General features: G+C 57.0%; 18 protein-coding genes. 4 read left to right on the forward strand and 14 right to left on the reverse strand.

Annotation, left to right across the window (positions count from 1 at the left end):
- Positions 1 to 11 precede the first annotated feature (11 nt).
- The 8 genes from CO660_RS24550 to CO660_RS24585 form a co-directional block, all read right to left on the reverse strand.
- Positions 12 to 908, reverse strand: a complete 897-nt coding sequence (locus CO660_RS24550) for an alpha/beta hydrolase (protein WP_097600921.1) — start codon at positions 906 to 908, stop codon at positions 12 to 14.
- On the reverse strand, positions 905 to 1,288 hold the full coding sequence (locus tag CO660_RS24555) for a hypothetical protein (protein ID WP_097600922.1): 384 nt from the start codon (positions 1,286 to 1,288) through the stop codon (positions 905 to 907). Before CO660_RS24555 ends, CO660_RS24550 begins: the two co-directional genes overlap by 4 nt.
- 76 nt (positions 1,289 to 1,364) lie before the next feature.
- On the reverse strand, positions 1,365 to 1,793 hold the full coding sequence (locus tag CO660_RS24560) for a carboxymuconolactone decarboxylase family protein (RefSeq protein ID WP_176536367.1): 429 nt from the start codon (positions 1,791 to 1,793) through the stop codon (positions 1,365 to 1,367).
- A gap of 114 nt (positions 1,794 to 1,907) precedes the next feature.
- Positions 1,908 to 2,795 carry an NAD(P)-dependent oxidoreductase gene (locus CO660_RS24565; RefSeq protein WP_097600986.1) on the reverse strand — a complete coding sequence of 296 codons (888 nt, stop codon included), beginning with the start codon at positions 2,793 to 2,795 and terminating at the stop codon, positions 1,908 to 1,910.
- Between the two features lie 91 nt (positions 2,796 to 2,886).
- Entirely contained in the window at positions 2,887 to 3,573 is a 687-nt protein-coding gene (locus CO660_RS24570) for a GntR family transcriptional regulator (RefSeq protein WP_097600987.1), read from the reverse strand.
- Between the two features lie 353 nt (positions 3,574 to 3,926).
- Positions 3,927 to 4,856: a LysR family transcriptional regulator gene (locus CO660_RS24575; RefSeq protein ID WP_097600923.1), complete on the reverse strand. Its 930-nt coding sequence runs from the start codon at positions 4,854 to 4,856 to the stop codon at positions 3,927 to 3,929.
- 485 nt (positions 4,857 to 5,341) lie between these two features.
- A complete protein-coding gene (locus tag CO660_RS24580; RefSeq protein WP_097600924.1) occupies positions 5,342 to 6,085 on the reverse strand; it encodes an SDR family oxidoreductase in 744 nt (247 codons plus the stop codon).
- A gap of 11 nt (positions 6,086 to 6,096) precedes the next feature.
- Complete coding sequence (locus tag CO660_RS24585; RefSeq protein WP_176536368.1) at positions 6,097 to 6,879, reverse strand: SDR family NAD(P)-dependent oxidoreductase; 783 nt, start codon at positions 6,877 to 6,879, stop codon at positions 6,097 to 6,099.
- Positions 6,880 to 7,394: 515 nt separating this feature from the next.
- On the opposite strand from CO660_RS24585, the gene CO660_RS24590 reads away from it, so the two are divergent.
- Together CO660_RS24590 and CO660_RS24595 are read left to right on the forward strand one after the other, a co-directional pair.
- On the forward strand, positions 7,395 to 8,246 hold the full coding sequence (locus CO660_RS24590; RefSeq protein ID WP_097600925.1) for an SDR family oxidoreductase: 852 nt from the start codon (positions 7,395 to 7,397) through the stop codon (positions 8,244 to 8,246).
- A 31-nt stretch (positions 8,247 to 8,277) separates the two neighbouring features.
- Positions 8,278 to 8,979, forward strand: a complete 702-nt coding sequence (locus CO660_RS24595; protein ID WP_097600926.1) for a RibD family protein — start codon at positions 8,278 to 8,280, stop codon at positions 8,977 to 8,979.
- Between the two features lie 82 nt (positions 8,980 to 9,061).
- On the opposite strand, the gene CO660_RS24600 is transcribed toward CO660_RS24595, so the two are convergent.
- Both CO660_RS24600 and CO660_RS24605 read right to left on the reverse strand, forming a co-directional pair.
- On the reverse strand, positions 9,062 to 10,975 hold the full coding sequence (locus CO660_RS24600; RefSeq protein ID WP_097600927.1) for a methyl-accepting chemotaxis protein: 1,914 nt from the start codon (positions 10,973 to 10,975) through the stop codon (positions 9,062 to 9,064).
- 479 nt (positions 10,976 to 11,454) lie between these two features.
- A complete protein-coding gene (locus tag CO660_RS24605) occupies positions 11,455 to 12,228 on the reverse strand; it encodes a DeoR/GlpR family DNA-binding transcription regulator (protein WP_097600928.1) in 774 nt (257 codons plus the stop codon).
- 244 nt (positions 12,229 to 12,472) lie between these two features.
- Here CO660_RS24605 and CO660_RS24610 point away from each other — a divergent pair, with 244 nt between their 5' ends.
- Positions 12,473 to 14,047, forward strand: a complete 1,575-nt coding sequence (locus tag CO660_RS24610; RefSeq protein WP_097600929.1) for a Re/Si-specific NAD(P)(+) transhydrogenase subunit alpha — start codon at positions 12,473 to 12,475, stop codon at positions 14,045 to 14,047.
- 14 nt (positions 14,048 to 14,061) lie between these two features.
- Positions 14,062 to 15,435 carry an NAD(P)(+) transhydrogenase (Re/Si-specific) subunit beta gene (locus CO660_RS24615; protein ID WP_097600930.1) on the forward strand — a complete coding sequence of 458 codons (1,374 nt, stop codon included), beginning with the start codon at positions 14,062 to 14,064 and terminating at the stop codon, positions 15,433 to 15,435.
- Between the two features lie 121 nt (positions 15,436 to 15,556).
- Here the strand turns inward: CO660_RS24615 and CO660_RS24620 are convergent, their stop codons facing one another.
- From CO660_RS24620 to CO660_RS24635, 4 genes are all read right to left on the reverse strand, one after another.
- The gene (locus tag CO660_RS24620) at positions 15,557 to 16,423 is read right to left on the reverse strand and encodes an N-acyl homoserine lactonase family protein (protein ID WP_097600931.1); all 867 of its coding nucleotides are present in this window, start codon (positions 16,421 to 16,423) and stop codon (positions 15,557 to 15,559) included.
- On the reverse strand, positions 16,395 to 16,898 hold the full coding sequence (locus CO660_RS24625) for a hypothetical protein (protein WP_097600932.1): 504 nt from the start codon (positions 16,896 to 16,898) through the stop codon (positions 16,395 to 16,397). Before CO660_RS24625 ends, CO660_RS24620 begins: the two co-directional genes overlap by 29 nt.
- Complete coding sequence (locus tag CO660_RS24630) at positions 16,895 to 17,935, reverse strand: aldo/keto reductase (protein WP_097600933.1); 1,041 nt, start codon at positions 17,933 to 17,935, stop codon at positions 16,895 to 16,897. Before CO660_RS24630 ends, CO660_RS24625 begins: the two co-directional genes overlap by 4 nt.
- Before the next feature lie 269 nt (positions 17,936 to 18,204).
- Positions 18,205 to 19,155: an L-threonylcarbamoyladenylate synthase gene (locus tag CO660_RS24635; RefSeq protein ID WP_348627654.1), complete on the reverse strand. Its 951-nt coding sequence runs from the start codon at positions 19,153 to 19,155 to the stop codon at positions 18,205 to 18,207.
- Between the last annotated feature and the right edge of the window lie 69 nt (positions 19,156 to 19,224).

Genomic DNA, 19,224 nt, shown 5'->3' on the forward strand with positions numbered 1-19,224 from the left:
AAAGACTGTTATCAGGCGACCTTCGCCTTCGTTTCGGATGTCTGCTGAATTTCCTCCAGGATCGGCAGCAGGTACTTGCGGAATTCGGTGTAGTCCTCGGTCACTGGGAAGTGTCCGAGCTTCTCCATCGTCCAGAACTTGCTGCCCTTGACGAGGTCGGCAGCGATCTTGGTGTCGGCCGGGGAGGTGTTCGGGTCGTACTCGCCCGTCAGGAAGTACAGCATGCACTTCGACGTATCGATCTTGCTTGCCTCTTCAGGGGTAACGTTGTGATCGTAGTAGTAGTAGTAGAGGTCGCCAGCGAAGATTCCCGGGCCGCCGCAGCTATACTCCCACTGGATTTCGCGGACGTTCGCTTCCGGCGAGTAAGGCGAGATGTTCAGCATCATAGCCGCGCCGATCGAAGTGCGGTTGACGTTAGGATTATCGAACTCCCGGCGGATGCCCGCCATACCGACGTCAACATACTCGGCTGCAGAACGCAGTGCGCCTTCGACCGAGATCGTCGCCCGGAAATTGTCGGGATAGTTCGATGCCAGATCGATAGCCAGATGGCCGCCCATGGAGCTTCCCATATACACGGGACGGTCGAGGCCGAGAGCCTTCGAAAGCACGACCTGGAAATCCATCATGAACTTCTTCGTCATGTTGTATTCGGTCTCCCACCAGCGGACGCCGTAGGGCGGAAGCGACTTGCCATGATACGGCAGATCGAAGGCTATGACGCGGAAGTTCTTAGTCACTTCCTCGTCGCAAAGCAGGTGACGATACTGGCGGCCGTCGGAACCGGCTGTATGGCCGACGAGAAGCGGAATGCCTAGACCGGCTTCCTCGTAGTAGACGCGATACTCAATGCCGTCGATTGTCAGATAGATATATCGGCCGGTGATCGGATCGTGCTTAGTCATGCTGCTGCTCCTTCCATGCGTGCGTTGCGCATCAGCGTCGTCATGCGGTTGAGAGCGGGCAGATACGCGAAGGTCTCGTTGGTGTTGCTGAGGTAGAGGCCGTGCTTGACGTTGGACGATTGCAGGCACTGATAGAAGGGAAGTGGCTTATGCTGCAGCAGTGCCTCCCACTGCTCGCGCGTTCCACGAATAACGATCTTGCACTTGTCGTCGTCGTAACCTGCCTCTTCAACGTTCACCAATTTTCCGTCGTCAAAATGAAGGGCGACGGAACGTCCGGGGAAATCCAGTTTAATGATGCCGTTGAGGTACCGGGTTTCGCGCTTGAATTCGAAGTCCTCACGCGCGAGCTGAGTGAATTTCTCGAGATTGATAGCCAATTTCGGCTCCTCCCTGTTGATCAACGCGGACAATTCCGCGCTTTGGTTGTTTGCCGCCACTCCCCGTGACGACGGATTAGATGCCCATCTCGTTGAAGACTTCTTGGGCGTGGCGGAAACTGTCGATGCCGGCGGGGACGCCAACGTAGATCGCCACTTGCAACAAGATCTCCTGGATCTCCTCTTTGGTGACGCCGTTGTTGATCGCGCCCCGCACGTGACCCCTGAGTTCGTGAGGACGATTGAGGACCGAAATCATGCCGAGATTCAGAATGGACCGAGAGCGTCTATCGAGGCCTGGACGGTTCCAGATCCTATCCCAGCAATACTCGGTCACGAGTTGCTGCATGGGCCAGGTGAAGTCGGTCGCCTTCCCAAGCGCGGCGTCGACATATTCGTTCCCCATGACTTCGCGACGCGTTGTCAGCCCATGGGCAAATTGCTCGGACGGTATGGGCCGTTCCCTACCATTGGTCTTCACTGTCGCTGCTTCCACTACGGTCATGCAACAAGCTCCTTAGTTTCCTCGTTCACCTCATTATTGACAGATTATCAGACAATCTGTCAATGTAATTCTGCGCGTTCGATGGTCTTAGTTCAATGCATCATCGTGAGACGCTTAGGCGTGATCCATCACGTAGCGGATGATCCGGGTATGATCCTCCGCGGGACCGAGCTCCTTCTGCGCCGCATCCCAGGCGTCGGCGGTGCTTGCTAGAGCTTCGAGGCGCAGGCCGAGCGTCTTGGCCAGATCGGCAGCGATGCGGATATCCTTCGCCATCAGTCCGAGCGCGAAGCCGGAGCCAAAGGTTTCCGACAGGATGAACTGCTTCATCTTCACGTCGGTCGCATTGTTCTTGCCCGAGGAGGAGTTCAGAATGTCCACTATGGTGTGGGGTTCCAGACCGAATGAGCGGCCGAGAACCACGGCCTCAATAGCCGCGAGCACACCTGCGCCGGAAACGAAGTTGTTGATTGCCTTCATCGCATGGCCCGATCCAACCGGTCCGGTCTTGAACACCTGCGATCCGACTGATTTCAGAAGAGGCTCTGCCTCTTCGATGTCAGTTTCGACACCACCCGCCATGATGGTCAACGTCCCCGATACAGCACGCTTGACGCCGCCCGATACCGGAGCGTCCACCAGCCTAAGTCCTCGCGTGGCGAGCTCAACACCAAGTTCACGAGTATCGTTTGGCGCGGAAGAACTCATGTCGATGACAAGAGCGTTCGGCTTAAGGCCGCCGCAGGCGTTGCCAGTTAGGAGAGCATCGCGGACAGTCTTGCCGTTAGGTAGCATCGTAATGACGTAATCAGCGTCTTTCATGGCGTCCGGCATCGCCTCGACAGCATGTCCGCCTGCTTTTGCGAGGGTCTGCCGCGCGTCTGGCGAGAGATCAAACCCGAATACTTCAAAACCCGCCGAAATGAGGTGTTGGGCCATGGGCTGCCCCATCGCGCCGAGGCCGATGAACGCCACCCGCTTTGCGTTGACTGTCGCTGACAATTCTTCCTCCAAGGTCAGGCAGGCAATGAAACGCCTGCTCTTCTTCCAGATGGAATAAAAGGATTATCAGACAATCTGTCAATCGGAAAATTTAGGATTCGTTAGCGGCGTTCTTCCTAAGATACTCCAGCGCCACCTTCGCGGCTTGGTCGATGTGGTGCTTGCAGGCAGCCGCAGCCAACGGCCCGTTGCGGTTCTTGATGGCATCGGCGATTTCTTTGATTTCCGCAATACTGTGAGAGAGGCGCCCTGGCTGCGTCATCGAGGTCATCCGCAACAGGTTGATTCGGTTGTGAAGAGACGTCAGCAACTGCCTAACAAAGACGTTCTTGCTGCCGTCCATTAGACAGTTATAGAAAGCGCTCTTGGCGTCGATCAAGCGGCTTCCAACGCCGCTTTCAGCGGCAGCCTCAAACTCAACTACCGCAGCCTGCAGTGTCGCAATATCCTGGGCCGAACCGTTTTCCGCAAATTGCTGTCCCGCGAAGCTTTCTAATAGGGCGCGCACTGTATACAGTTGGGCAGCTTCTTCATAGGTTATGGTGCTCACGACCGGTCCCTTGTGAGGAAAACTGGTGATGATCCCTTCGGCCTCTAACTGGCGGAGGGCCTCGCGAACTGAAGTCCGTCCAACGCCGAGCATTTCGCAGAGCTCGCGCTCGACAAGCCGCTGCCCAGGTTTAAAACGGCCTTTGGCGATCGCCTGCCGCAGGGTCTCTTCGACCTTCACGCGCAAAGTCGCACTCTGTCTCGCAATCTGTAGATCCGACTCCATCACCATCACCAAAACGGACTATCTTCGCACCAAGCGTTAGCATACCTATGACCGCTTTTAGAGAAGATATCAATGCGTGGATTGTCTGATACCTGATGATCGACAGACGCGATGCGCGTTTGTATTGGCCTCACCGAGTTCACTATCTCCTGATCATCGTCAAGCCCCTAGTGAAAATCCGGCGGCCTGAATTGACATGGCACCACACCTACCTCCGCATGTGGACGCGCGAAGCAGGCACCCCTTCATTCCAAATTTTTAAGGAGCTTAATGGCCGGTGAGCTCTTGGTGTCCTTCGCGAAAGTGGGTTTCGCAACGGCTTAGATCGGCAGCCTGAGAGCCGGACACACATGAGGTCATGGTCTTTTCGACAATTCGCCATCATCATATGAAATCGGCGCCTTAAGGTGATCGAGAAATGTCCGGAGAGCCGACGGCACCTGTCGGTGCGAAACATAATAGGCGTGGAAACCTGGCCCTTGCGACGTCCAGTCTGGCAACACTACCTCGAGCGCGCCAGCGGCGAGTTTATCCTCGACCCGTGCCCGCAAACAATAGAAGAGCCCGCACCCCTCCTCCGCCATGCGGATCGACAGTTCCGAATCTCCGAGCGTAAGCAATCCCGGAACGTCGAGAGTGACCATGCGATCCCCATTGCCGAGTTCCCATTTGTAGACGCGATCTGTACCGGTTCGGATCCGGATGCACTCGTGTTTTAGGAGGTCCGTCGGCCGTTCGGGTCGCCCCCGCTCGTTGAGATAGGCCGGAGAACCGACGACGACCCATTCGAGTTCGGGGGTCAGGCGCGAAGCGATCATTCCCTCGGGGACAGTTCCCCCGTAACGGATTCCGGCGTCGAAGCCTTCCGCCACCATGTCGATAAAGCGATCGTCAACGCTGATTTCGATTTCGACATCTGGGTAGCTGCGCCGAAAACTTGGCATTCGGGGAGCAATCAGCAGCTGGGCCGCGTCGCGGAGAGTGTTCACTCTCACTCTGCCGCTAGGCCCGCTTCTGAAGCTGTCAAGAAGATCGATCGCGGCCTGTATGCCGAGGAAACGTGGTTCAAGCTCGGCAAGGAGCACTTCGCCGGCAGCGGTGAGACTGATGCTCCTACTTGTCCGATGAAACAGACGAACGCCGAGGCGGTTCTCCAAACCCCTGATCGAGTGGCTGAGAGCGGAGCCCGAGACGCCGCGAATTGCGGCGGCCTTTCGGAACCCTCCCGCCCGCGCGATCGCGACGAAAGCTTCAAGGTCGGCTAGATCCGCTCGCGTTGACGCCATGGGTGAACAGTACTCAAGCCTGCGCTAAACCAAAATTGCCTTTACACAAACTGAGACGGAGTTGCAAACCGCTCCTTCATTCCTAATTCGATTGGCCTTGTTTACCCCGGTATTTGATGCGGGAAAAAGGCACTCAAATATATGCCCTAAAACGAATTGGTGCTGTTGCAGGCAGGATGATGGTCAACCTCGAGATGTCCGATTTGGGCACGTTGAACGATCGGGCCAGCGTGTCGACTTCAGCGTCTCGTCGTGCTCTTCGGTTGGCGAGATGGCGAGGGTCGCCGCACATAAAGACGACCTCTAAGCTGCCCACGGCTACGCAATAAGGCGTCGTGATCCTCAGGCACGAGAGATGGCCCAATGGACAGGTGAGATTGCGCAGACGCCGAACAGGATCCAGTCTTGAATGATAACTGCCCTCTAGCAGGCTTGGAGGCTCAAAATCAACGGCGCTGAACCGACCAGCATCCAGCGCCGACGATCTACCAGTCCTGCCGAGTTGGGTGCAGGATGATATCATTGATCGTGATCTCCGGAGGCTGGTCTAGGGCATAGATCACGGCGTCCGCGACCGACAACGGCGGAATACCCTGCTTGTTGAGTTCGCCAGCGATCTTCCTACCCGTTTCGTCTTCGACCTTGTCGGCCCAGCCAGTGTCGATTACGCCAGGACTGATCATCGAGATCTGAATTCCATTTCCGAACCCGACCTCCTTTCTGAGGCTTTCGGTGATTCCGCGGATGAAAAACTTTGTCGCGCCGTAAACGCCTGCCGCCTCACCGATATGGACGCCAGCGATAGAGCTCATGTTCAAGATTCGGCCCGACCTTCGCTCCAACATCGAAGGCAGCACCGCAGCGATTGCATGCAAATAACCACGCAGGTTGGTGTCGATCATCTTGTTCCAGTCGCTGACCGCGACATCCTTCCAATATGAGAAGAGCATGAGCCCCGCATTGTTGACCAGGATATCGACCGGGCCGTATGTCCTCCTGGCGAAAGCGACGAGCATTTTGGTGCTTTCGAAATCGGTCGCATCGGCAACGTGGTGGCTGGCGATGCCGCCCGATCTGGTGATTTCCTCGACGATCTTCGCGAGGCGTCCGTCGTTGCGGCCGGCAAGGACTACGCGCGCACCCTTCTCCGCAAGGCGTTTAGCTGTCGCCGCTCCAATTCCCGACGAAGCTCCTGTGACGATGGTGACCTTCTCTTTAAGATTCGACATAACGGGCTCCTTCACTGTGGTCGAGTCAACTCGGCTTGGCGGGCGGCTTTGACGGGCTCCGGGATCGTCCGGTTTTCTATCGCCTGCAGCTTGGTCTCCTGATCTCCGCCAACGACATGGTCCACATCGTTCATGAGGGCCTCGAACCCTTGCTTGGCGACGAGCGTCTTGTCGTTCTTCTTTAGGCCGCCCAGTTTTGTGCCCCCCATTCCGGCGTTTGCGTGGAAGTCGCTGTTGGTGGCGCCTGGAAGCAGCGCCGTCACGGTGACCCCGGTCGAGCGCAACTCCTCCCGCAGGGACTCCGCGAACATGTAACCGAACGCTTTTGAGGGGCCGTAGACGGTTTCGTACGGAGTGGGCTGTGTCGCTGAAACCGAGGAGGTGATGAGAATCCTGCCGCGGCCGTTCATGACCATGTGCTGGACGACACGTTTAGCCATATGGACGGTACCCGTGACGTTGATTGCGAGCAGGCGAAGCTCATCATCGAGGTTGTTGTCCACGAAGGCACCACCAATACCGACACCAACGTTTAGAGCAGCGGCTTCTACTGGGCGGCCTAGTCCCTGGGTGAAGGTCCAGAAGCTCTCGACGCCCTCGTACGTCGAGGCGTCCGCCTTGAATGGATAGGCCTCCGCGCTCAAGCGTCGGAGGACGTCGGCCGCTTCGCTTACCTTGTCGCTGGAGCCGGAGATGGCGACATCGAAACCATTCTGAGCGAACTGCGTTGCAAGCTCGAGGCCGATCCCCGACGAACCGCCAGTCACCAATGCGAGAGGTTTATTGTCTGTCATGATTTCACTCCAATACTTTTCCTCGACGCCAGGGGTGCTCCAAGGCGTCGCCTAAGAAAGTGAGGGAGAGCCGCTTTTGTTACATGAGCAAAATCGATCGCGGCGGTGAGCCAAATTTATCGAGGTGACCGGCAGGAAACCAAAAACCGACCGTCCGCAATGGCCACCTATTATGATGCGGACAGAAACCCTCGATGACCCCCGGACCTCAGCACGGCGTCTCAAGCTCGTCGCGATGCATGAGCAGTGATCATCAGCGTGTGCAATCAGCCTAACTTTAAGCGTTCGGCCGAGTAATCTATCTTTTTCCAACGATGAAAGGACGGCGTGCTTACCCCGCAAAGCAATATGGTCCGATCTGGCTGAAGTTGGCTTGAAGGCGATGCATTGTTTGTAAGGGCGGTCGTCAGTCGAGTGAAATAGTGGGAATTCGCATGCACTGGCGGGATGTTACGACTGCTCGACGGCGCGACTTCCACTGCTGAGGCCCACGAGTCACAATAAGAAGGAAAAACATGAGCGAGAGAATGGAAGGGATCGTTGCCCCCGGCCGCGTTGCAGTCGTCACGGGCGCTGCGAACGGCATCGGCTTGGCAATTGCGAGGACTTTTGCAGCCCGCGGCATGCGGCTTGCGCTGTTCGACCTAGACGCGGACGCGCTCCAGAATGTTGCCTCAACAGTTGGCGTCGACGCCATCTGCGTGAGCGGCGATGTGTCAGATCTCTCAGCGCTGACGAGGTTGCGCGACGAAACGCTTTCCCGGTTTGGCGAGGTGGCCGTGCTTGTAAATAACGCAGGCATTACGCAGGGAGCGGGCCCCTGGGACGATCCCGCAAAGTGGCGACGTCAGATCGAAGTAAATTTCGGAGGTGTCCTGGCCGCGCAACACCTTTTCGTGCCTTACCTGATCCAGTCGAGCCGCACTTCGGCGGTCATCAACCTTGGTTCCAAGGAAGGTATCACGACTCCTCCGGGCAACGCTGCGTATTCTGTGGCGAAGGCAGCGGTTAAGGTACTGACGGAACAGCTGGCGCACGAGTTACTGAAGGTGACCGCAGGCCGTGTATCGGCACATCTTCTCGTCCCAGGCTACACATGGACACCAATGAACATGGCTTTTAAGCCACAGGGCGCACCGAAACCAGATGAGGCATGGACGGCCGAGCAGGTGGTGGAATACTTTCTGGCTCGTCTCCTGGACGGGGACTTCTACATAATTTGCCCGGATAACGCGGTCACGTCGCAGACTGATGCCAAGCGGATCCGCTGGGCAGCCGATGATATGATCCTGAACCGGCCGGCTCTTTCACGTTGGCATCCCGACTGGAAAGAGAAGTTCTTGGCATCGTTAAACGACGGACGCTGATGGCGAATGTTTAGCAGAGGAAAATAGTCCAATGACAAGACCGTATGTGATTTGTCACATGATGTCGCCGCTGGACGGCCGACTGATCGTCAACGACTGGGCCGGGGGGACCGGCCATTCGATTGATGAACTCGTGAACGTCTACGATTACTTGCATGAGAAGATCGGCGCCGACGCCTGGCTTTCGGGAAGAGCGACGGGAGAGGAATTCGCCGACGCCGTCGACCGACCCTATGAAACAACCGGCAAAGCCGAGCGACCGGTCCATATCGCCGATCCAGATGCCAACGAGTTCGCCGTGATCGTCGATAAAGACGGTCGGTTGCGCTGGGACAAGGGCGACATCGAGGGCGCTCACGTTGTCGTCCTGACCGCACGAGATGTAGACGACGGATACCTGGCGGGCCTGATGCAGGCCGGCGTTTCCTATATTGTGTCCCAGGCCGATGCCGTCGACCTAAAAAACGCGCTAGACGTTCTCGGCGAAGAGTTCGGCGTAAAGCGTCTGATGCTGGAAGGCGGAGCACAAACGAATGGGCATTTCCTGAACGCGGGTCTTGTTGACGAGGTCAGTGTGGTCGTCTTTCCGGCGATCGGAGGCAAGTCGAATTCTCCGGCTATATTCGAGGGCGGTGACGATGGGCTCGCGGACAGGGTGAGGCTCACGCTTCTCAGCGTCGAACCAGCCGACCTTGGCTCCGTACATCTCAGATATCGCGTCGACCGCCCATGACAGAATATCTCGGGGCGCGCATTCACGGATTCGCGCTTCCTTAGGCCTCTAACTCATTCTGCACTAAGCTGTTAATGGCAGGTCATGCTGTTAGCCTTGAGACCCTGCGTTGCAGGATCGACTTTGACGATGCTACGGCCACAGATAACGAAGGCTGTTCAGCGCAGTTAGTGTTTGCTTTCCCGTCGCCGATCTGGAACCTTGATAACATCTCGAAAAGCGAGGCTGTCTCTTTCGCCAGGTTGTTGACGGCAGCGGTCGACTCTTCCACCATCGCTGCGTTTTGTTGCGTCGCTGTTTCAATCTTCCCTACTGAGAAATTGATGTCCTTGAGCCCGTCAGCTTGCACGCGAGAAACTTGAGCAATGGCGTCGACGTTTTGATTCACACTCTGCACCTGAACAACGATTTGGCCCAAGGCATTGCCGGCTTGGTGCACGCGCTGAACCCCGTCATTTATATGTCCATTAGATAGCTCGACCAAGGATTTGATTTCCTTCGCGGCCGCCGCAGACCTTTGCGCCAGATCTCTCACCTCCTGCGCAACCACCGCAAACCCACGGCCAGTCTCACCAGCGCGGGCCGCCTCAATGCCTGCGTTCAAGGCCAATAGGTTTGTCTGAGACGCGATTTCATCGATAACGCCGATTATATTGCCTATTTCAACTGAAGAGGCCCGAATTTTCGTCATCGCCTCAACAGCTTCGCGCATTATTGTGCCGGACTTCTCGACAGTCTCTTTGGTTTCAGCGACCAGAACGCCTGCTTCAAGTGCTCTGTGGCTAGCGTCCACTACCTGTCTTGTCATATCTGCAAGGACCGACGCCGTCTGCTCGACAACTACAGCTTGCTGCTCCGTTCTTGTAGCGAGATCGTTGGAGGAACTGCGGATTTCTTCGGCACCTGCAGCAATCGCTTGCGCATTGTAGTTCACCTCGGACATCGCGTCACGAAGCTGGCTAATCGCTGAATTAAGATCCAATCTAAGTGGCTCAAGAGCTTCTGCGAAAGGCCGGCTGAGTTGAATGTTAAGGTTGCCTTCCGACAATTGTTTCAGCGCGTCGGCAACTTGTTCGACGGCAGAGCTTGTCTGTTCGGCAGCCCGCTGGCGTTCCTCCCCTTCCCTTTCCAGGCGCTGCCGCTCGGCATGCTGTCGATGTTGTTCGGCAATCGCCTCGCGCTCAGCTTGCTCCGAAAGATGGAGCTTCAGGCTGGATATCTGCCTAGCTAGCTGACCGATTTCATCTCTCCGTCGCTCAAGTACTCGGTCAATCTGCATGTCGCCGCCGGTTATCATTTGACCAATAGACTGCTTCAGCTTTGCCAGAGGCGCAATAATTGAGCGGGTCGTGAGTGCTGCCGCAACTGCTCCGAATAAGGCGGCAACACCGAGCGCACTGAGGGTCATGGATTTAAACTGGTCAGAAGCCTCTTTAACTTTGCCGCCTACGCCCTGGTTCAACGCTTGCTCGTAGTCGATCAACTTGTTCAAAGCACCAATCCACGCCGTCAATTTGGGTCTAAGTTCATTTAAGAGGAGTGGCTTTGCCTGGTCCTTCTCTCCATCGAGAGTCAACTTGATCACTTCGGCGACTAATGGCTCCGTTTCATTCTGGAACGCGGTCAGGCCGTCGACGAGACGGCGCTCGGCGGCAGTGCTGAAGGCATCAGAACTCACGGCTTTCTGCAACTCCGCCGAGCTGGAGGCATAGGACGCCTGCAGCTTTTTCATCATCACGATTGTCGTCGCTTGATCCGTGTCTGAGACGGCCAAGACGATGTCGCGCAATGCAATAGCTCGATCTCGGACCGTTCCGAGCATATCAATTCCGTTTCGGTATTTTTGGCTGTTACTGCCGTTTATAAGGCTGAGCTTAGCATTTATCTCATTTACCTGCCTGATTGACGAAAGAGACAGAACTCCCATCGCGAATAACAGTAACCCAAAAGCGATCGTCAAACGTAGCGCCACGCCGAATTTCCGAATATCTCGCATTGTTCCTCCGTCCCCTGAAGCACATCTGACAAATGGACTATAGGTATGACCTTATACCTAATACCTTTATTCGAGGTTAAGGGTGAGGCGGCGTGTTCGCTCTCTGCGCCCAGAATAAAGGGAGTCGACGCAGATCTGGAGAGGCCCGCTCCCCATAAGTTGATGCAAGATGACTTGGTGGGTTGAAGCTCGGCGCGTGGTGCGATCCGAACGCTTATCACTTTGCGGAGAGGCGCTACGATCGGACGAAGAAGCTCACCGCGACAAGCGACGAGGTCGACTAGATTGGACGACTGAAAAAGGAATTAGCTCGCCTCACCGAGGGACGCGGCGGCGGCGTCATAGCCAAGGAGGCAATGTGAAGTAGTCCTTCGTCGCCGAACATCGAAGGCAATTCTCGGGCGAATGACGTGCTTTGCCTACGTATCGGTCCTAGCGGCTTCCTTGCCCGGTTCATCCAACAGGATCGTTCCCGGTATTTACTCGCTCTCGTGTGATGCGACGCGAAGAGACACGTTGGCTCTCTCTAACGCCACGCGGGCATCGTCCGGCGGTTCTTGGTCAGTGATGATGACTTCGAACTCATCGACCGTGGCGAGGACATGAAGAGCAGTGTGATTGAAACGCTTATGGTTCACGAGCAGGCAACGGCGCGCCGCGTTCTCAATCATTGCTCGTTTCGAGCGGATGACGTTGTCATCCATATGATAAACGCGCAATCCTGAAACAGCTGGCGTGGAAATGAAGGCGATGTCGGCGCTAAGGCGCGACAGGGCTTCTTCAGCAACGACGCCGAAAAATCCATTGAACTTCACCGAATAGCTTCCGCCAACTGCGATCAGGTTGACGCCCGACTCCGCCTTGAGCCGATCGATCACCGCTGCGTTGTTCGTGATCACCGTAAGCGGTCTCTTTTGTGGCAGCAATTCACCTAGGACTGACGCCATAGATCCGTCGTTGACCATGACTGTCATTCCGGGCTCAATGAGTTCAAGGGCGGCTTCGGCCATACGACGCTTCGCGTCGCCCTCCTGCTGCTGGCGGAACCGGAAATCGCTTTCGAATTGGCCTCCTGCCTCGATGGTTGCGCCGCCACGGACTTTGCGAAGCATCCCCGCCTGCTCAAGATCGTCCAGATCGCGGTGAATCGTCATCTTCGATACTGCAAATCGATCGGATAGGTCGTCGAGATCCACCATCCTCTGCTCGACCAACAGATCCATTATGGCCTGCCTCCGATCATCTCTCTTCATATGCCAGTTCTCCGACGCTCTGAATGAGACCTTCTAGCACCAAGCCCACACCAATTCAAAATCACATAATAAAGCTCAAAAATGTGATTTTGTGATTTTTGTTGTGAAGTTGGCGTTCTGATGGTAGAGGCTGTCAGAGCAAGAGTTGCCAATCACGACTGGCAAAGGCGGCCCAGCGGGAGGCGCCTGCGACAGACAAACAAGCAGTCGAAGCTCTGCCAGATTTGGAAACAGGAGGATTGGAATGAAGATTGGAGCGCTGCGCGAGCGGCTAGACGGCGAGGCGCGAGTCGCCTTGACGCCGGACTCGGCGTCACAGCTCAGTAAGCTTGGACATGAAGCCATTGTCGAAACAGGCGCAGGCCTCATGTCAGGAATCTCGGATGAAGCCTACCGTCAGGTAGGAGTTACGGTCGTCGAAAGTCCACAGGCCTGCGCCGAGGCTGCGGACGTAATCGTCAAGGTGCGCCCTCCGACTGATGACGAAGTCGCGCTGCTGTCGCCTGAAAAAACGCTGATCTCCTTCTTCTATCCCGCGTCCAATGGCGGATTGCTTGAGCGGGCTCGGACTTCTGGCGCGACCTTCATCGCTATGGATATGGTCCCACGCATCAGCCGCGCGCAGAAGATGGACGCGTTGTCCTCCATGGCGAATATCGCTGGCTACCGTGCTGTTATCGAAGCGGGTGCGAATTTCGGCCGCTTCTTCACCGGACAAATCACCGCGGCTGGCAAAGTACCACCGGCAAAGGTGCTGATTATCGGCGCCGGCGTGGCGGGCTTGGCGGCGATCGGCGCCAGCGTCAGCCTCGGCGCGATCACCTACGCCTTCGATGTCCGGCCTGAGGTGGCCGAACAGATCGAGTCGATGGGAGCTCAATTCGTCTATCTCGACTTCGACGAACAACAGATCGACGGCGCAGCGACCGGCGGATATGCGGCCCCCTCGTCGCCAGAGTTCCGTCAGAAGCAGTTGTCCAAGTTCCGCGAGCTTGCTCCGGACATCGACATCGTCATTACGACCGCTTTGTTACCGGGCCGCGATGCTCCGATCCTCTGGTTGGCTGATATGGTCGCGGCGATGAGACCGGGATCCGTCATCGTCGACCTCGCTGCAGAGCGCGGCGGAAATTGCGAGCTCACGGTCGTCGATCAGAAGGTGGTGTCGGACAATGGTGTGACAATTATCGGCTATACGGACTTTCCAAGCCGGATGGCAGCCCAATCCTCGTCCCTTTATTCTACCAACATCCGGCACATGATCGCCGACCTTACTCCGTGCAAGGATGGCGTGATCGTTCACAACATGGACGACGATGTTATCCGCGGCGCAACAGTGACGTTTCGTGGTGATATCACCTTCCCTCCACCACCGCCCAAGGTGCAGGCGATTGCCGCGCAGAAGCCGAAGGAGAAGACAAGGGAACTCACCACCGAGGAAAAACGGGCTGCTGAAATGGCGTCCTTCCGCTCTGCTACACGCACGCAGGTCGGCCTGCTCTTCGCGGGAGGGCTCCTTATGTCATTGGTCGGCGCGTACGCGCCGCCTGCTTTCATGGCGCACTTCATCGTGTTCGTCCTCGCGTGCTTCGTGGGCTTCCAGGTGATCTGGGGCGTGAGCCATGCCCTCCACACGCCCTTGATGGCCATCACCAACGCGATCTCCGGGATCATCGTGCTCGGTGCTCTTTTGCAGATCGGCTCCCCCGGCTGGCTGGTGCCGTTGCTCGGGAGCCTGTCGGTCTTGATCGCGACCATCAATATCGTCGGCGGCTTCATGGTGACCCGACGCATGTTGATGATGTTTCAAAAGTCCTGAGCGGGGAGGCTCCTATGACCATTGGAATTCAGACAGCTGCCTATATCGCGGCATCAGTCCTCTTCATTCTCGCGCTCGGCGGACTCTCCGGTCAGGAAAGCGCCAAGCGTGCCGTCTGGTATGGCATCACGGGCATGGGCATCGCGATCGTAGCCACCGTTTTCGGCCCAGGTGTCGAGCTTTCCGGAACGCTTTGCGTTGCTCTGGTTGTCGGTGCGATCCTCGGCACTGTTTTGGCGAAGCGTGTCGAGATGACCGGGATGCCACAGTTGGTCGCTGCTCTGCACAGTTTTGTGGGCCTCGCCGCGGTGCTGATAGGCATCAATTCCGATCTCACCGCGCATACGTTCGCAACTGCAGGCGAGCAAGTCATTCATGAAGCCGAGATTTTTATCGGCGTCTTCATCGGAGCGGTCACGTTCACGGGATCGATCGTCGCCTATGGAAAGCTGTCTGGACGAATCGGCGGCACGGCGCTGGTCCTGGCCGCGCGCCACTTGTGCAACGCCGCCATGATCGTCATCTCCATCGGGTTGATGATCCTCTACATGAATGACGCGGGATCATGGACGCTATACCTGATGTCTCTGATCGCGTTTCTTCTCGGAGCACATCTGGTCATGGCGATCGGCGGTGCCGACATGCCCGTCGTGGTATCGATGCTGAACTCCTATTCCGGCTGGGCGGCCGCGGCCACGGGCTTTCTGCTCGGCAACGACTTGCTCATTGTGACTGGGGCTCTCGTCGGGTCGTCCGGCGCGATTCTCTCCTACGTCATGTGCAAGGCCATGAACCGTAGCTTCTTCTCCGTGATCCTCGGTGGTTTCGGCAACAGCGCTGGTCCGCAGATGGAGATTACGGGCGAGCAGATCGCAATTGACGGCGACGGAGTGGCTGCTGCGCTAAATGACGCCCAGAGCGTCATCATCGTCCCAGGTTACGGAATGGCCGTGGCTCAGGCCCAGGCTGCGGTATCGGAATTGACGCGCAAGCTGCGCGCGGCTGGAAAGACGGTCCGGTTCGCTATCCATCCTGTGGCGGGTCGATTGCCTGGCCACATGAATGTGCTCCTCGCCGAGGCGAAGGTGCCTTACGACATCGTCGTCGAGATGGACGAGATCAACGAGGACTTCCCGGAGACCGACGTCGTCATCGTCATCGGCTCGAACGATATCGTGAACCCGGCGGCGCAGGACGACCCGAACTCGCCGATCGCCGGCATGCCTGTTCTGGAGGTATGGAAAGCGCGGCAGGTGTTCGTTTCGAAGCGTGGACAGGGTACCGGATATTCGGGGATCGAAAATCCCCTGTTCTTCAGGGAGAACACTCGAATGTTCTATGGCGACGCGAAGAACTCCGTCAGCCAGCTGATCCCTCTGCTCAGGTAGACGTTACGAAGAGGCAGAATGAAAAAGACCGGGTCATCGACACCCGGCCTTTCTCTCTGCGCATCGCCTGGGAGGACGATTGTGAACTGAGCGGATTCGCGTTCGTGGGCTTTCTGATTCGTCACACCCTGGAACGCTCTCCGTCGGCCAAACATATCTCGACGAGCATGAGCTCGCGATTGGTCACGCGGGACGGATAGATTTCTGACAACTTTTCCTCGTGCATGGGAACGATGCGGCGTTCGTCCATGCCGACAATTTTCAGCATCTCTTCCGCCGACTCGATCAGGCGTGTCTGGCTGCCATTGGCGAGGCCGGGCGGTACGAAGCATGGGTCGTTGGCGTCCCCGCCTGTGATGTTGCTGTAGGTATAGATGACGTCGCCAGACAGGACATACTTGTCGGCTCCATCACTGGGCTCGACCACCACATACTGCGATCCTGCCGTATGCGTGTCGAAAGCGGGGTAGACATGAATGCCGGGCAGCAAATTCTCACGTTCCCCCTCCAAGAGTTCAAGGCGGCCTTCGATATTCGCCTGGGTCAGATAGAGGATGTCCGCCGGGTTCAATCCCGCCTGCAATGAACGGAAGCGGCGACCCTTTGCCAAAATCCACATCCAGGATTCTAACTCCTTCTTCTGAATGAAAATTTTCGCATTCGGAAAGAACTTCAGGCCGCCGATGTGATCGAAGTGCGCGTGCGTGAGGATGACATGCGTGACATCTTCGGGTCTTATCCCGCATTCCGCAAGAACGATGTCCGGAGAGGTCCAACCCGTGACGCCGATTGAATTGGCGATCTGCCCTCCAAAATCGGCGGCATCGTGCCCGACATCCACCAGGACCACGGCGTCTCTTGTTTTGACGAGAATGTAGGCGAACGGCAGGTTCATTGTGCCTTGATTGTGGGCGCCATAGAATACCCCGCTAACCGGATGCACCGGACTACGTGAGTATTCAAGTACCCAGATCGAATGTGCTCCCATGGTTTTCCTCCCCATGTTTGAATAGAGACCCTCCGCAGCATGCGCTCGTATCGAAGGTCGTCGTGCCCAGGATAGCGGCCGAACGCTTGAGTTCGGCCGCCGCTTTCGAAAGCAAACCCAGCAGCGTCGCGTCGGAACTGAACACGCCGCGCTGAAGGTGCCCGTCCGCCTCGACCAGCAGGCGGTCGGCGTTTTCGAGATGAACCACGCCGTGGGGATCGCGTGTGAAACCAAGTGCGACGGGCCACGCGTGACGAATCGACCGCTTTATTCCGGCGGCGCGGTCGGCGAGTTCACCAACAAGAATGCGCATGCTCTTCTCCCTCAACGCCAAATGCATGAACGAGTACACCGCAAGAAGGTCGCCATATGCCCGAACGAGCGCTTCGAGATTTGCGCGCATCTCACTCAGCGCGACAGGATCGATGATCGCGTCACAATTGAAGCTGCGGCGGACCGTATCCCTGGTCATCATCGGCCAGTCGGGAGCGGAGCGTTCGCCGGAAGCAGCTCGGCCCCTTTCAAATCATCCCAGAACGCAAGGGATATCGCCTCGTTGATAGCTTTGATGTTCTGGTCAACTTCGGATTGGTTCTTCGCGCCCATGACGAGAGTGGCTACCGCGGGATGCGCGTAGACGAACTGCATCGCAGCTGCGGGCAGGCTCACCGAATGTTTTGAGCAAATGTTTTCGATAGCCTTCACCTTTTCGACGACGGCGGTCGGAACCTTGCCATAGTCGTACGTGGCGGTGGCGCCGCCAACTCCAGTCGCCAGGATACCAGAGTTGAAGATACCTCCCGCGATTACGGATACGTTCCGCTGGAGCAACTCGTCGAAAGCCGCCTCAAGAGGAGCGTGGTTCAAGAGCGTGTAGCGGCCCGCGATCAGCGAGCAGTCGATCGGAAATTCGCGCGCGACACCGACGACAGAGTCGGTTTCGTTGACCCCGAGGCCGATGGCTGAGACAGCGCCGCTTGACCGAAGCTCGTCGAGCGCCTTGTAACCGGAGGCTCGGAGCTGATCCCAATAGAACTCGCTTTGGTCGCCGTGCCAGGCGCGTCCGACGTCGTGCACCAGAAGAACGTCGATATAGTCAAGCCCAAGCCGCTGCTGGCTGTCTTCGAATGCCCGCATCACTCCGTCATAGGTGTAGTCATAGGTGTCGAGAAACGGAAGCGGGTCGATCCAGTCGATGCCGTAGACGGTTTCAAGCTTCTTCGTCTTGCTTGCGGGCTTTAGCACGCGCCCGACCTTGGTGCTCACCACGACGTTTTCACGCAGCTTGTTCGCTCTGAGGGCGTGACCGAGGTAATGTTCGGATTTCCCGAAGCCGTACATAGGCGCGCAATCGAAGTAGCGGATGCCGGCAGCATATCCAGCAAGAATGGTGGCTTCGAATTCGTCGTAGGAGACATCAGCGTTAAAGCCGGAGAGCGGCACGGTGCCTAGCCCGAGTGAAGTGACCTTCACGTTGCTTTTGCCAAGCGCCCTAATTTCGAGTTCAGTCATGTAGTCGTCCTCAAGATGTCGATAGAAGGTACCGGACGACCGGGCCTCAGCCTTGCCGTCATTGTTTGGGAAGAGCCCGCTTCGGAATTGATGAGAAGACCGCGCCCAGCCGCGCCGGCGGCCTGCCTCGATTTCTCAGACCAGTTTGATGAATACCTCCTTGGACCGACTCCTCAATCAGTAAGGTGTAAGGTATAAGGTCATACCTATAAAAGCAAGCTTTTTTGGAGGCTGATCCACACCGGTCGGGCAGAATCAACATGATCGGCTTATGTCGAACGAGGCGCGGCAGCACGTTTCAATCGGTCATTTATTGCCTTTCCGATACCGACCAGCGGCACTGACGCGAACGCGATCACGCCACCTGGCCCAGCGAGAGCATCGGCTTCGCTCATAACGGTGTAGAGGTTGCGTGCAGCCTCCTCGATGTCGCCAGAACTGGATAGGGTTAGCTGGCAGCCCTTGCTTTCCGGGCCGAAACCGACCCAGACCGTGTTGCCTGTTGGACAGTCGACATCCATCCGAACTGTGGCTTCCGGAGCGTAATGGCTCCTTAATTGGCCCGGGGCCGCGACCTTCTCGGGCATACTGTCCTCACCCATTGGACCGAGTAGAGCTTCCAAGGCTTCCTGGGGAACCGATCCATGGCGCAGAATGATCGGAAGCCCGACCAGAGACAGAATCGTCGATTCAAGTCCGTGATCGCATTCGTCTTCTTCAACGATCCCCGCTATTCGTCCGTTCAACTGGCGTGCAACCTCTGCGAACCGCGTCGAAGATATCTTTCCCGAGCGATTAGCCGAGGGCGCCGCGACCGGAAAACCGACCGCCCGGATCAGTCGTTGCGCGACAGTTGACGAGGGAAAACGGATCGCGACGTTGTTCATGCCTGCAGTGACTGCGGAGGCGAGCCCGGCGTCGGCCCTTTTGGGCAGAAGCAATGTCAGAGGTCCCGGCCAGAATTTCGCACCAATCAACTCTGCTACCGGACTGAGATGCGCCATTCTCCGCGCCATCTCCAAATCCGAGACATGGATGATCAGCGGGTTATGCCGGGGGCGTCCTTTGGCTTCGTAGATTCGATCGATCGCAGCTGGGTTGCTAGCGTCCGCTCCAAGGCCGTAGACCGTCTCGGTCGGAAACGCCACAACTTGCCCACATCGCATGAGGTGTGCGGCAGCCTCGATTTCGCTATCGCTGACGCCAAACCGACGGGTCATGGGCATTTGTTCCTCGCGATGATACTTGAGCGGTCGTCGTCAATTGCTTGGGCCACTCGCCGACGAGAA

Source organism: Rhizobium sp. L9, assembly GCF_002531885.1.
Lineage (GTDB): Bacteria > Pseudomonadota > Alphaproteobacteria > Rhizobiales > Rhizobiaceae > Rhizobium.

Bases quoted from the DNA above. Each gene is read 5' to 3' on its own strand.
- CO660_RS24550 (WP_097600921.1), bottom strand. From the start codon at position 908: ATGACTAAGCACGATCCGATCACCGGCCGATATATCTATCTGACAATC.
- CO660_RS24560 (WP_176536367.1), bottom strand. From the start codon at position 1,793: ATGACCGTAGTGGAAGCAGCGACAGTGAAGACCAATGGTAGGGAACGG.
- CO660_RS24575 (WP_097600923.1), bottom strand. From the start codon at position 4,856: ATGGCGTCAACGCGAGCGGATCTAGCCGACCTTGAAGCTTTCGTCGCG.
- CO660_RS24580 (WP_097600924.1), bottom strand. From the start codon at position 6,085: ATGTCGAATCTTAAAGAGAAGGTCACCATCGTCACAGGAGCTTCGTCG.
- CO660_RS24585 (WP_176536368.1), bottom strand. From the start codon at position 6,879: ATGACAGACAATAAACCTCTCGCATTGGTGACTGGCGGTTCGTCGGGG.
- CO660_RS24590 (WP_097600925.1), top strand. From the start codon at position 7,395: ATGAGCGAGAGAATGGAAGGGATCGTTGCCCCCGGCCGCGTTGCAGTC.
- CO660_RS24595 (WP_097600926.1), top strand. From the start codon at position 8,278: ATGACAAGACCGTATGTGATTTGTCACATGATGTCGCCGCTGGACGGC.
- CO660_RS24600 (WP_097600927.1), bottom strand. From the start codon at position 10,975: ATGCGAGATATTCGGAAATTCGGCGTGGCGCTACGTTTGACGATCGCT.
- CO660_RS24605 (WP_097600928.1), bottom strand. From the start codon at position 12,228: ATGAAGAGAGATGATCGGAGGCAGGCCATAATGGATCTGTTGGTCGAG.
- CO660_RS24610 (WP_097600929.1), top strand. From the start codon at position 12,473: ATGAAGATTGGAGCGCTGCGCGAGCGGCTAGACGGCGAGGCGCGAGTC.
- CO660_RS24615 (WP_097600930.1), top strand. From the start codon at position 14,062: ATGACCATTGGAATTCAGACAGCTGCCTATATCGCGGCATCAGTCCTC.
- CO660_RS24620 (WP_097600931.1), bottom strand. From the start codon at position 16,423: ATGGGAGCACATTCGATCTGGGTACTTGAATACTCACGTAGTCCGGTG.
- CO660_RS24625 (WP_097600932.1), bottom strand. From the start codon at position 16,898: ATGATGACCAGGGATACGGTCCGCCGCAGCTTCAATTGTGACGCGATC.
- CO660_RS24630 (WP_097600933.1), bottom strand. From the start codon at position 17,935: ATGACTGAACTCGAAATTAGGGCGCTTGGCAAAAGCAACGTGAAGGTC.
- CO660_RS24635 (WP_348627654.1), bottom strand. From the start codon at position 19,155: ATGACCCGTCGGTTTGGCGTCAGCGATAGCGAAATCGAGGCTGCCGCA.